Source organism: Desulfonatronospira sp. MSAO_Bac3 (assembly GCF_003838035.1).
Classification (GTDB): Bacteria; Desulfobacterota; Desulfovibrionia; order Desulfovibrionales; family Desulfonatronovibrionaceae; genus Desulfonatronospira; species Desulfonatronospira thiodismutans.
In genome coordinates this window covers 1-12,287 of sequence record NZ_QYZY01000083.1, presented here as the reverse complement: position 1 = coordinate 12,287, position 12,287 = coordinate 1, and the positions used below count along the sequence as shown (strand labels likewise).

The window sequence follows — 12,287 nt, the reverse complement described above, 5'->3', positions numbered from 1 at the left end:
GCTTTTTTTGAACATCAGGCGGCTGGGAAACAATGCGGTCCGGTTCATTTTCCCGGGTCAGACTGTCCAGGGAATTTATCAGCCGCTGCGCGTATTCCCTGTGCTCCTTCATGATCCATCCCAACATGAACGACAATCAAATAGGTCCCAGCCATGGAGACGGTGGATGCCAAGGAAATGATCGGTCATGCCGACATCGCCATGACCGACAGGTATTCCCACCTTACAGCCCAACACAAATCCCTTATTCAGGCCCAGCTGCAAAAATACTATGACTCTCAGGTAAGCAGCTGATGCGCAGGGTTTGGTATATCGTGGTATATCATTGGTATATCAAGGCCATTTGGACCAAAAAAAAGGGCTAGACCTAAAGCCTAACCCCTTGAAATCTCTGGTCGGGATGGCAGGATTTGAACCTGCGACCCCCTGAACCCCATTCAGGTGCGCTCCCAGACTGCGCTACATCCCGTAAAAAATAAATTATTACGACTTCATCTGCCGGATGTCAACCGGATTTTCACCCGCCTTGATTTTTTGTTTTTCCATGACCATCAGCAATAGTTTAAGTCTCAGGGTTTTTTCTCCTTGACAAGCAAACTTTCTCAAAATATTCAATCGATCAATTGAATGTTTAATTTTGTGCCGGGAGGGTTGCATGGAAGATACGGTAGAGACCAAAGACAGGATTTACGAGCAGCTGGCCAGGGTGGGAAAGGCCATTTCCAGCCCCAAAAGGCTTGAGCTGCTGGATCTTCTGCGGCAGGGCCCCAGGAGCGTGGAGGTACTGGCCTGTGAGTCAGGGTTGAGTGTTGCCAATGCTTCCAGGCATCTGCAGGTACTCAGGCAGGCTCAGCTTGTAGAGGTGGAAAAACAAGGCAAACAGGTGATTTACAGTGTGGGGGACCAGAAGGTGTGTGAGTTTTTCCAGACCATGTGCAGTCTGGCTGAGGCCAGGCTGGCCGATTTTGAGCGTTTAATGCGCAAGGTTGCAGAAAACGATCCCTACTTAGAAGCGGTGGACAGATCTCTTCTCATGCAGCGGGCCAGGGAGGGAAGCATCACTGTCTTAGATGTGCGCCCTGCCCAGGAATACGCTGCCGGGCATATCCCCGGAGCAGTTTCTGTTCCCCTGAATGAACTGGAAGAGCGTATTCAGGAAATATCGCCGGAAAACAAAATTGTGGCCTACTGCCGTGGTCCTTACTGCCTGCTGGCCAGCAGGGCTGTAGAGCTTCTTCGTTCAAAGGGTTTTGAAGCTGTACGCATCAGGGACGGAGTACACGAGTGGAAGATGCATGGACTGCAGCTGGAACGATAAGCCCGGAGACCAGATATTAGAAAAGAGAAAACTTTTTGTTCAGCATGAAAAATTAAAAGGAGATAAATATGAGTAAAGCAGACAAGCAATCCAAAGGCACGGCCTGCACCCAGGCCAAATCCATGTTTCAAAACGTCCGCAACACCACCCAGCTTTTTGCGGTGCTTCTGTCGGCGCTGCTTTTGGGGCTTGGCGTTTATTATTTTAATATCCTTTTTGTTCTGGGGGCTCTCCTGGCGGCTTTATTTGCCGGCCGGGTCTTCTGCGGATGGATCTGCCCCAACGGTGCCTGGATAGATCACGGGGTGAGCAGGTTTTCGCGTTATAGAAAACTGCCGGGGATATTGAACCACAGGTGGTTTGGCTATGGGTTTACTTTTGTTTTTTTAACCGCGTTTGCCTTTGTGCACTGGAATGTGCAGGGCTCGGCCTGGGTCTGGCTGGTGCCCATCGGCATGATGGGAGTGCAGGTCAGCCTGGCCACAATACTTGGAGGCCTGTATCATCCCAGGAGTTTTTGCTCGCATATATGCCCCTGGGGCGTTCTGGGCGCTCTCATTGGTAAAAAGGGGCGTTACCAGATGCGTATAGATACCAGTTGCAAGAGTTGTCATACCTGCGCCAGGCAGTGCCCCCTGGGCGGTATCCTGGAACCGGCCATCGCACAGGTCAAAGACAGAAAAGAGCCTGCACAGGTCTCAACCAGCTGCATGCGCTGCATGCGCTGTGTAGGTGCCTGTCCCACCAATGCCCTGCAGTTCGGGGTGCATGAAGATGCTTCAAAACAGGTTAAGGGCCAGGAGCATCCGGCTGTACAGTCGGGATAAAGAGTGGTTTGACAAAAAAAAGGGCGGCAAACCTGTTGCCGCCCTTTTTGGGTCAGTTTATTTTACCTTACCAGCCGCGTCCCTGGCCGCCCTGGCCTCTGGCTCCCTGACCTCTGTCACCCCGGTCCCGGGGTCCTTGGCTTCTCAATTCACCCCTCATGCCCGGGCATGCACCATATTCCTGCCTGTGTTCAATCCTGTGCTCCAGGCGGGTTTCAAAAAGCTCCTGGTTCAGTTGGATCAGTTCGCTCTTAAGCTCCTCTATCCTGCCCTGATCCGGATCCTGGGAAGCCAGTTCAGCGTTTAGTTCGGCATTTCTGGCCTTTTTCATCTGCCTAACTGGGTATACCTTTTCCTGGTAAGCCTTTCTCTGCTCCCAGAGTTCCTGCTGCTGTTCTTCGTCCAGCTGGGACCATGCCGCTCCTGGTCTGGCCTCATCGGACCATCTGCCCTGCTGCTGGGCCATAGCTGCCGAAGCCAAAAGAAGAACCGCCAACAAAGCAACTGCAAATCCTGTGTAAACTTTTCCTGACATAAAAACCTCCTGTGTTAAAATTGAATTTGATTAGATATTTGCAAGGGTGATGCCAAAAAAATAATGTTTATATTTCAGTATGTTAACAGTAAAGGTGCAGTCAGATCAAAGTGGTAGTGCAATTGATTGCACTTGTTGTGCAAGGCCGGATTGGATAGGTTCACAAAATTTTTAAGGTAGCACCTGAATCCGTGAAAGCAGGCTCCGAAATTTGTCAAAAAGGCCGCAAAAACTCACTCCAAGGCAGACTAAATCAAAATCCGGGCCTTGCCCGGTCTAACATGCTGCATGAACTTCAAAATACTTATACAAGTTAAATCAGATAATTAAAGGATTTTGATTAAGTCTGCCTAAGTCGCTCAGATCCCGCACTTACTTTCTGGCAAATCTTGATTTGAAAGTTGGGCAGAAATCGCAAAAGTAAGTGCGGGACGGCCTTTTTGCCAAACCCCGGAGCCTGCAAGGATATATGTCGAAAAAAGTATACTTCACGGATTCAGGGTAACAGCATGATATTGCAGATCCTGATCTGTCTGGTTCGGCTGCCAAAAAGCTCTTGCATGGAGTGCCTGAAAATACTTATTTTTACAGAACCGACAGAAACAGTTCATGGAATGGTTACGTGCGCTGTATGCAAGCAGGAATGATTCTGAAAAAACAAAGGAGGCGCTTATTTTACGCTGGCTTCCCTGGAAATATTTTGTAAGGCGGGCCGCCAGAAGCTACGGCATCATCGATCCCATAAGGCTCATGGCCCGAATGCGTAGATTCTCCCAGCCCTCGGAGGTGAATGAGCCTATTGAACTCTTGCGTGCGGGCATAATTTTTCATGCCCGGGGGCTTATAAACACCAGGGCCATTCAACACAACCTGGACTGGGTCTGGCCTTTCTGGGTGCAAAAGCAGTTCAACCCCGACGATTCTTCGTTTATTCCCCGGGCCTTTTCCATCACTCACGTCAACCTCACTCACCGCAACTGGACAGCTGTGGGCCACCCGGATCTGCCCCTTTATCCCATTGTGGACCCCAGGGGCCTTGTCACCCCGCACATTGACGGCTGGTCCCTGGACTTCTGGATTGTGGATAAAGACGGAGAGCATCTGCTGCCCTCCAGGGCTCAGCAGGCAGACCAGGAGTTGCGCCTGGAGTCCGACCTAGAGGTGGCTACACAGGTCAGACGGCAGGGCAGGGATTTGCGCAGCACAACCCGGGTAGAGGTGGAAGAAAATGCTCCCCGGGCCAGAATCAGAATAAATGCCGAAAGCAGCGACAATGCCTGGCTGGCGGTGAGTATCCGTCCCTATAATCCTGAAGGTGTGCAGTTTGTGGAGAAACTGGAGTTTCGGGAAAAATCCTGCAGCTGGCTTATAAACGGCGATTATACGGTTTTTCTTGAAAGGCAGCCTGAAAAAATCCTGCACGCAAATTACCTGGAAGGCGATGTTTTGCATGGAATCCAGGAAAATGACATGCAGGAGTCTTACAAGGTCAAATGCCCCACCGGCATGGCCACGGGTGCGGCCCTTTACCGCCTGCAGCCAGGTGTTGAACAGGAACTGGACATATCCGTGCCCCTGGGGGGCGAAAAAGCCGGAACAACAGGTCGCATTTCAGGTTCCAGAGAAGCCTGGAAACGATCGGTGCAGGGCACTGCAGCCTTGAATGTTCCGGATAAAAAAATGCAGTTTATATATGACGCAGCTGTTCGTTCTATTTTGCTTCTATCGGCTGATGATGTAGTTCCCGGGCCTTATACATACAAGCGTTTCTGGTTTCGTGACGCATGCCTCATGCTTAATGCCATGCTGGCCCTGGGGCTGGATGAACGTATTGAAGTACAGATGGATCGCTTTCCCGGGAGACAGAAGTATAGCGGCTATTTTCATTCCCAGGAAGGGGAGTGGGATTCCAATGGTCAGGTGCTTTGGATCATGGGCCGGTACCAGGACTTTACCGGGGGCAGGATCAGCAGGGACTGGTGGAAGGCCATGGAAAAGGCGGTTAAGTGGATAGACAGAAAAAGAATGACCAGTGCAAAAAACCAGTTGCATGCCGGGCTGCTTCCGGCAGGATTCAGCGCTGAACACCTGGGCCCCAATGATTATTATTACTGGGACAACTTCTGGAGCCTGGCAGGACTGCGCGTAGCAGCCCGGATTGCACAAAAGGGCGGGGATGAGAGGCTGGCCGGATATATATCCCGGATCGCGGACAGTTATCACCGGGATATACAAAAGAGTATAGCTTCCATCCCGGAACGTAGAAAACAGGGAGCGATCCCTGCATCTCCATACCGGCGTATGGATGCCGGGGCCATTGGCTCGCTGGTTGCGGACTATCCTTTGCAGCTGTACCCGGTGGGCAGTACTGAAATACTCAATACGGCCAGGTTTCTCATGCAGAACTGCTTTCACCGGGGCGGATTTTTCCAGGATATGATCCACTCCGGAATAAACGCCTACCTGACCCTGGATATCGCCCAGACCCTGCTGCGCCACAAGGAGCCGGGGTTCAGGGACCTGGTGGAGGCTGTAGCTGACATGGCCTCGCCCACGGGGCAGTGGCCCGAAGCCATACATCCCATTACTGCAGGGGGCTGCATGGGCGACGGGCAGCACGGCTGGGCTGCAGCGGAATGGATAATGATGATGCGCAATATGTTTGTCCGGGAGGAAGAGGGCGGTCTTGTGCTTTTTTCCGGGGTTTTCCCTGAATGGATAACATCCGGACAGGAGGTTTCTTTTGGTCCGGCTCCCACTGCTTATGGAACAGTGGATCTTGCACTTTACAGGGAAGAAGGGCAGTATTTTGCGTCGGTACAGGGCACATGGAAAGATGGTCTTCCCGATATCACCATTGCTGTGCCTGGTTTTGAAGAAGTACGCACTACGGACCTTGACCGGCCTGTGCAGCTTCTGCCGGTATAGGGGCAAAGAGTTAACAGTTATCAGTTAATTGTTAGTATGTTAATATGTTAATTAAAAATTAGTAATTTCAGATTGTTATGTGATGAACCCGTCCCGGTAACTGGTTTTCAAGAAATATGCAGTAAATCCAGCGTGCTGTACGAATCACACTTCAGGTTTGATGGAATGTCCAGACAGACAAAAGACAAAACTTTTCTGGCAGCACAGGCTATTGTGAACACTATAATAATGGACGCAGCATGAAAATATGCATGTTTACCAATACTTACCTTCCCCATGTGGGCGGGGTGGCCAGATCGGTGGATTTCTTTGCACAGGATTTGCGCAAAATGGGCCATGAGGTGCTGGTCATCGCTCCCACGTTTCCGGGGTTGTCTCCGGGGGTCGAGGAAGAGGGCCGGGTTCTGCGGGTGCCGGCCCTGCAGAATTTTAACGGCAGCGACTTTTCCGTGCGTCTGCCGCTGCCTTTTACCATCAACAGGCAACTGGAGAAGTTCCGCCCGGATATAATCCACAGTCACCATCCTTATTTAATGGGAGATTCCGCCCTGCGCATGGCCATGCAGCATGACCTGCCCTTAGTCTTTACCCATCATACCCTGTATGAGCGCTATACTCACTATGTTCCCCTGAATTCGGAGAAAATGAAGCGTTTTGTGGTAGAGCTTTCAACGATGTATGCCAACATGTGCAGCATGGTAGTGGCCCCGAGTGAAAGCATAGCCCTGATGCTTGAGGAAAGGGGGGTCAAAGCGCCCATAGAAGTCATTCCCACCGGAGTGGACCTGGATTTCTTCGCTGCTGGAGATGGTCAGGCCTTCAAAGAAGAATGCGGCCTGGAAAAAGCACGCCTGATCATAGGCCATGTGGGCCGCCTGGCTCCGGAAAAAAATCTGGAATACCTGAGCCGGGCAGTTGCTCTTTACCTGCAAAAAGACCCCGGAGCGGTCTTTGTGGTGGTGGGAGACGGACCCAGCAGGGAGGACATCCGCGATATTTTTCAGGAAAAAGGTGTCTTGGACAGGCTGGTCCTGGCAGGTCAGAAGACCGGGCAGGACCTTGCCGATGCCTACCGGGCCATGGATGTCTTTGTTTTCTCCTCCACCACCGAGACCCAGGGCATGGTCCTTGCCGAGGCCATGGCCGCGGGCAATCCGGTGATCGCCCTTGATGCATCCGGAACTCGCGAGGTGGTAAGAGACGGTGAAAACGGACGGCTTCTGGATGCTCAAAGCTCTGAGCATGAGTTTGCCGGGGCTTTAGAGGAGTTTGCCGGGGATAAAAGCAGGCAGCAGGAGTGGATGCAAAACGCCCTGAAAACTGCTGCATCCTTTTCCCGGGAAAGCAGCGCCGAGAGCATGGCCGGGCTTTATGAGAGGGTCATAAAGTCCTTTGTGCAAAAAGATACCTGGGCATCCCATGAGCTGGTCTCCTGGGATTCGGTGCTAAAAGGCATCCGGGCCCAGTGGCAGCTGCTGTCCCACAAGACTAAGGCAGCAGTGAGTGCTTTGAAGCAGGAAGGAGGGCAGAGGTAGATTATTTACATCAAAGGCAGGTAAGCATTCAGGGACTGCCGGCCCGGGGACAGTCCCCGCGACACCTTTCCTGCACAATTAAAATATGACTAACGCCAGGTTGGGTGAACCTGCAAAGATAGTACATAGCGGGGACAGTCCCCAGGGCATAGAGAAGCATCTATTCTTCATCATTTCTGTTTCTTCTTTCCCAGGCCTGGACGAAAAAGTAACAGGCTATGAGCCAGGGAAATATGGACATTCCTTCCAGAAATCTGCCCTGGGAGAAGGAGTAGGTACTGTAGGCCAGACCTGCAAGCAGAAAAACTATTAAAAACACAGCAAAATACATATTCATCTTATTATCCTGAAGACTTGAGTCCCTGCACCACCCCTGGTCCGAAAAATTTCCTGAATACGTTGCGGAAGTCTTCCAGGCTTACAGGTTTGCCCAGGTAGTCGTCCATGCCGGCGTCCAGGAATTTTTCCCTGTCTCCAGGCTGGGTGTGGGCGGTGACTGCAATTATGGGTATCTGCACATTTCTGATGGAACCGTTTCCCCCCAGGTTTCTTATTTCCCGTGTGGCCTCTACTCCGGTCATGACCGGCATCTGAATGTCCATGAGTACACAGTCAAAACTGTGTTCCTGCACAAGCTCCACCGCTTCCCGGCCGTTTTTGGCCATGCTTACATTATGCCCCTCTTTTGTCAGCAGATTTTTGATAAAGATCTGGTTCATGGGGTCATCTTCAGCCACCAGGATATTGAGTGCTTTGCCCGGGCCGGGTTCCTGCTCCTTTTGCAGGGGAAGACCGGCATCCTCTTCTGGAAGGGTTTTCAAGGGCATGGATACATGCATAGTGGTACCCTGTCCAACTATACTGTCAACCTCAATTCGGCCTTCCAGCAGATCCAGCAGGCGTTGCACCACCACCAGGCCCAGGCCGGCCCCCTGGTATTTGCGGGTGTATGATCCGTCTGCCTGGGTAAAGGGCTGAAACAGTTCATTTATTTTGTCAGGGGGAATGCCGGTGCCGGTATCAGCCACGGATATATGCAGTAGAAGTCTGTCCTGCTCCTGCTCAGCAAGCCTGATGTCCAGGCTGATACTGCCTTGATCCGTAAATTTGAAAGCGTTGCCCACCAGGTTGAAAAGGATCTGGCTGACCCTGGTTGCATCTCCCATTACTTTTTTGGGTATCTGAGGGTCCAGGGAAATATCAAAGTGGATGCCCTTTTCCCTGGCAGTAATTATGAACAGGTCATGAATGGACTCGCATACATGACTGATGCTGAAGGGGTTTTCCCGGATATACATTCTGCCGGCCTCTATGCTGGACAGGTCCAGAATGTCCGAGAGCAGCCTGGTCAGGCGCTGAGCTGCTGATTGACCCAGGCGGATGTATTCCTCCTGCTCAGTGTCCAGTCCGGTGGAGGAGAGAAGCTGCAGCATGCCCACAATGCCGTTTAATGGAGTGCGAATCTCGTGGCTCATGTTGGCCAGGAATTCACTTTTGGCTCGGCTGGCCACCTCTGCTGCCTCCTTGGCCGCCACCAGGGCTTCGTGGGCCTCTTTTTTCGCCCGGCGGTTCTCGGCTTCTTTGAGTTCGCGCCTGACAGCCGGGGCCAGCCTGGCCAGCTTGTCCTTCATGATGTAGTCGTTGACCCCGGCTTTCATGGCTTCCACAGCGGTTTCCTCGCCAATGCTGCCCGAGACCAGGATGAAGGGCAGATCCAGTCCGCTTTCATAAAGGACGTTCAGAGCCTTGAATGAATCCATTTCCGGCATGGCGTGATCAGAGATAATGAGATCCCAGGGCCTGGACTGCAGGGCCTGGCGCATGTGCTCTTGAGTCTGCACATTTTCATGGGCAACCTGCCAGCCTGCATTTTTGAGATTTCTCAGTATCAAAAGGACATCGTCATGAGAATCTTCAACAATTAGAACGCGCAACTCAGACATCATGCCTCCTTTGGGGCTGGAGGGGGTTCGTTGAGCACCAGCCAGTAAAGACCCAGTTGGCGGACTGCTTCAATAAACTGTTCAAAATCAACCGGCTTGCGGACAAAGCTGTTGGCCCCAAGCCTATATGTTTCCAGGCGGTCCCGCTCTTCTCTGGAAGTGGTGAGTATTATTACAGGCAAAAGGCTGGTGAGCTTGCTGGCGCGGATGCGGCGCAACACCTCCATGCCGTCAAGGCGCGGCAGCATCAGGTCCAGCAGTATCACCACCGGCTGAACACCAGGGTCTCTTCCCTGCCAGGCCCCGGTGCCGAAGAGATAGTCCAGGGCTTCTACACCGTCTCTGGCCACCACAAGTTCGTTGGAAATATTGTTCTTTTTAAGGGCCCTCTGAGTCAACAGGACATCATCAGGGTTGTCCTCCACCAGAAGAATGGTTTTTTGCTGCATACCGCCTCGTTGATATTTCCTGGATTGAGTTCCTGGTTACTCTAATTCTCCCCGCCGCCCAGAGTAAAGAAAAAAGTTGTGCCTTTTTCCGGTTCTGAATCGGCCCATATGCGACCCTGGTGTTTTTTGACTATCCGGGCGCAGGTGGCCAGGCCTATGCCGGTTCCGGGATACTTGTCAGCTGAGTGCAGCCGTTTGAAGGGAGCGAAAAGTTGTTGGGCGTACTGCATGTCAAACCCTGCCCCGTTGTCTGCTATGAAAAACACCTCCTGGCTATCCAGAACTTTCTGGCCCACTTCAATTGCGGCATCCGGATTGTCCTTAGTAAACTTCCAGGCATTGCTGAGCAGGTTTTCCAGAAGGATTTCCATAAGGGCCGGGTCCGCCTGGGCTGTCAGTGTCTCCTGAATCTGGATGTCCACGTGGTGGTCAGGATTTTCCTGGGAAAGTTCAGTGCATACTTTGCGGGCCAGTTGTGAGAGGTCCACTGGCAAAGGCTTTAGTTCGGCTTTGGAAATCCTGGAGAGTTTTAGCATTTCGTCGATGAGGTGTCCCATGCGCTGGGTGGCGCTGCGTACCCTTTGCAGATAATCTTTGCCCTCATCATCTAACTGGTCGTGGCAGTCTTCCAGAAGGGCCTGGCTGAAACCGTCAATACTCCTCAAAGGAGCTCGCAGATCGTGGGAAACTGAATAACTGAAGGCCTCCAGTTCCCGGTTCAGCTCTTCAAGGCGGGCGGTACGTTCACGCACCTTCTGTTCCAGGCTCTGGTTCAGCTCTCTAAGCTGAATTTCAGTCTGCTTAAGCCTGGTTATCACCTCGGTATAAAGGACTATTCCGCCGATGGATCCGTCAGCTTTATACCAGGGCCGGCACTGCCATCGGGTGTAGTCGATGCTGCCGTCGGGCCGGATAAAATGGTCGTCGTCAGAGCTGATGACCTCTCCCTGCAGGGCCCTGGCATGCACCTGCCGCCATTTGTCAGGGATTTCCGGGAATACCTCGTAATGGTGCCTGCCGATGACATCCCGTGTTACCTGGTAATCATCCAGATATCTCTGGCTGACATAGATATAGTTCATATTCCGGTCATGCACGGCTATGGCACTTGGGTCATGGCGGATTATGTACTGCATCAGATCATGCCAGGCCCGCAGCTGTTCCTGGTTTTTTTTGTGTCCGGTTATGTCCTGCACAAAGACCACGGCCCCGTCCTGTCCCTGAAAATTGAAAGGTACGGCCTGCACATTGACGTCTACGTTTTTTCCGTCAATCGTAGTAAATACCTGTTCCAAAGCAGGGACCTCCTGCTTATCCCGGTTCAGGGACTGGATTCTTTGTTTGACCTTTTCCCTGAAATCCGGATGGACATGATCAATTACCGGTTTGCCCAGCATTTGTTCCTGGGAGGAGGCTCTAAAAAGATTCAGGGCCTGGCTGTTGAGGTAGGAAAAACTGCCGCCGGTCTGGATGAAGATGGGCAGCGGAGACTTATCCACCAGAAAGTGATACTGTTTTTCGCGGTCAATGAGGTCCTGGGTCCGTTTTTCCCAGGAAAGGACCTGCTGTCTCAGGATACAGTAAAGGATGATTGCTGTGACCAGGACAAAGGCCCAGCCTTTGTAGGTCTGCACCTGGATCAGAAGCTGCGGGTCGTCCACCAGCAGGGCCACCGCCCGGTCGGAAAGGCCGATCCACAGTCCGGCCAGAACAGCGTAAACAAGAGCGGTGCGGGATGGAATAAAGGTTTTTATATCGCTTTCTGGATGTGTCATGTCTGCTTTGGTATATCAACTGCCCAGGCATCAGGTCGCCGCTGTCTGACAGCTTGTCATTTTTCAATATAAACTTTGTGACTGTATCTTTACCGTAATCTTAAGAATATTTGCATGTTTTTGTCAATTGAATATGTTTTGAACAGGGTGGGGCCTGCAGGCAAATACTGAAGCAACTATCGGATTCCACAGGATTTTTCGGGCATAATTATGAATTTCTATACCCGGTAAAGCGTGACCATTCAGGGGGGGGTGATCAATGGCACAAGGCCAGGGGACTGTCCCTGCTATGTAATAATTGTGCAGATTCAACAAATTTAGCACCTGTAATTTTGTGCGGGAAAAGTGTCGCGGGGGCTGTCCCCAGTCACGCCAGAGGCGTGATTTCGGCGTCCCCTGAATTGTTACCTTAGAATGGTTACGGCAAAGCACAGTCAAATGAATTTTGCCGGATTTGACTGATTTCGGGACCTGTTTATTGTACAAGATGCGCATACAGGTCAGCAATGTGGTAAGTGACCTGTAAATAATGAAAAAGGAGGAGCGAAGTTATGACTCAGATATTCGGAGGAAAGAAGTTCGAAGCTCTTTTTCGTAATGCCGCAGGCCTGGATATGGATAAAAGCGATCTTAAAAGGCTTTATGAAGTAGTAAATCAAAAAATGCACGACATGCTGGAGATGGGCGTGGTTACCGCCCAGGCCAACGGCAGGGATGTAATCCAGTTTTATGACCTGCCCATAACCATGGCCTTTAAGGAGCAGTTAAGGGAAGTGCGCGAGTATGACGAAACCCTTAACCTGGAACCCATTCTTGAACAACTGGCCACCCTGCCCAAGCTCAAATTGGATTACAGCTCCGAGGTGGAAAATGCCCTGCCCGAGCTTACAGGAGCCATAACAGTCGCCCTGGCCAAGATGTTCAAGGCCGTCAATCCGGAACTTAAAAACCCCAAGCCCCAGGATTGGGAAAAGGTC

Annotated in this window: 11 protein-coding genes and 1 tRNA gene; 6 read left to right on the top strand and 6 right to left on the bottom strand. The window is 51.7% G+C overall.

The genetic code is table 11. From position 1 onward, the window contains the following. Positions 1 to 153: 153 nt before the first annotated feature. On the top strand, positions 154 to 294 hold the full coding sequence (locus D5S03_RS03115; protein ID WP_287042642.1) for a hypothetical protein: 141 nt from the start codon (positions 154 to 156) through the stop codon (positions 292 to 294). A gap of 98 nt (positions 295 to 392) precedes the next feature. Here D5S03_RS03115 and D5S03_RS03110 read toward each other — a convergent pair. After that, positions 393 to 469: transfer RNA gene (locus tag D5S03_RS03110), tRNA-Pro, on the bottom strand. Positions 470 to 655: 186 nt separating this feature from the next. On the opposite strand from D5S03_RS03110, the gene D5S03_RS03105 reads away from it, so the two are divergent. Then, complete coding sequence (locus tag D5S03_RS03105; RefSeq protein ID WP_287042641.1) at positions 656 to 1,318, top strand: ArsR/SmtB family transcription factor; 663 nt, start codon at positions 656 to 658, stop codon at positions 1,316 to 1,318. A gap of 68 nt (positions 1,319 to 1,386) precedes the next feature. Further along, a complete protein-coding gene (locus D5S03_RS03100) occupies positions 1,387 to 2,145 on the top strand; it encodes a 4Fe-4S binding protein (protein ID WP_008869255.1) in 759 nt (252 codons plus the stop codon). 67 nt (positions 2,146 to 2,212) lie between these two features. On the opposite strand, the gene D5S03_RS03095 is transcribed toward D5S03_RS03100, so the two are convergent. Then, a complete protein-coding gene (locus tag D5S03_RS03095; protein WP_008869254.1) occupies positions 2,213 to 2,680 on the bottom strand; it encodes a periplasmic heavy metal sensor in 468 nt (155 codons plus the stop codon). Between the two features lie 609 nt (positions 2,681 to 3,289). On the opposite strand from D5S03_RS03095, the gene D5S03_RS03090 reads away from it, so the two are divergent. Both D5S03_RS03090 and D5S03_RS03085 read left to right on the top strand, forming a co-directional pair. After that, complete coding sequence (locus tag D5S03_RS03090) at positions 3,290 to 5,608, top strand: hypothetical protein (protein WP_287042640.1); 2,319 nt, start codon at positions 3,290 to 3,292, stop codon at positions 5,606 to 5,608. Positions 5,609 to 5,847: 239 nt separating this feature from the next. Continuing rightward, on the top strand, positions 5,848 to 7,143 hold the full coding sequence (locus D5S03_RS03085; protein ID WP_008869252.1) for a glycosyltransferase: 1,296 nt from the start codon (positions 5,848 to 5,850) through the stop codon (positions 7,141 to 7,143). Between the two features lie 160 nt (positions 7,144 to 7,303). Here D5S03_RS03085 and D5S03_RS03080 read toward each other — a convergent pair whose 3' ends face one another. From D5S03_RS03080 to D5S03_RS03065, 4 genes are read right to left on the bottom strand one after another with little or no spacing between them, the layout of a single operon-like run. Next, on the bottom strand, positions 7,304 to 7,480 hold the full coding sequence (locus D5S03_RS03080; protein WP_008869251.1) for a hypothetical protein: 177 nt from the start codon (positions 7,478 to 7,480) through the stop codon (positions 7,304 to 7,306). A 4-nt stretch (positions 7,481 to 7,484) separates the two neighbouring features. Further along, positions 7,485 to 9,077 (bottom strand): response regulator, encoded by a 1,593-nt coding sequence (locus D5S03_RS03075; protein ID WP_287042639.1) that lies wholly within the window; start codon positions 9,075 to 9,077, stop codon positions 7,485 to 7,487. 8 nt (positions 9,078 to 9,085) lie between these two features. Then, on the bottom strand, positions 9,086 to 9,535 hold the full coding sequence (locus tag D5S03_RS03070; RefSeq protein WP_287042638.1) for a response regulator: 450 nt from the start codon (positions 9,533 to 9,535) through the stop codon (positions 9,086 to 9,088). A gap of 41 nt (positions 9,536 to 9,576) precedes the next feature. After that, a complete protein-coding gene (locus tag D5S03_RS03065; protein WP_287042637.1) occupies positions 9,577 to 11,310 on the bottom strand; it encodes a PAS domain-containing sensor histidine kinase in 1,734 nt (577 codons plus the stop codon). A gap of 551 nt (positions 11,311 to 11,861) precedes the next feature. On the opposite strand from D5S03_RS03065, the gene D5S03_RS03060 reads away from it, so the two are divergent. Beyond that, on the top strand, positions 11,862 to 12,287 hold a 426-nt coding region (locus tag D5S03_RS03060), incomplete at its 3' end, for a DUF1931 family protein (RefSeq protein ID WP_287042636.1).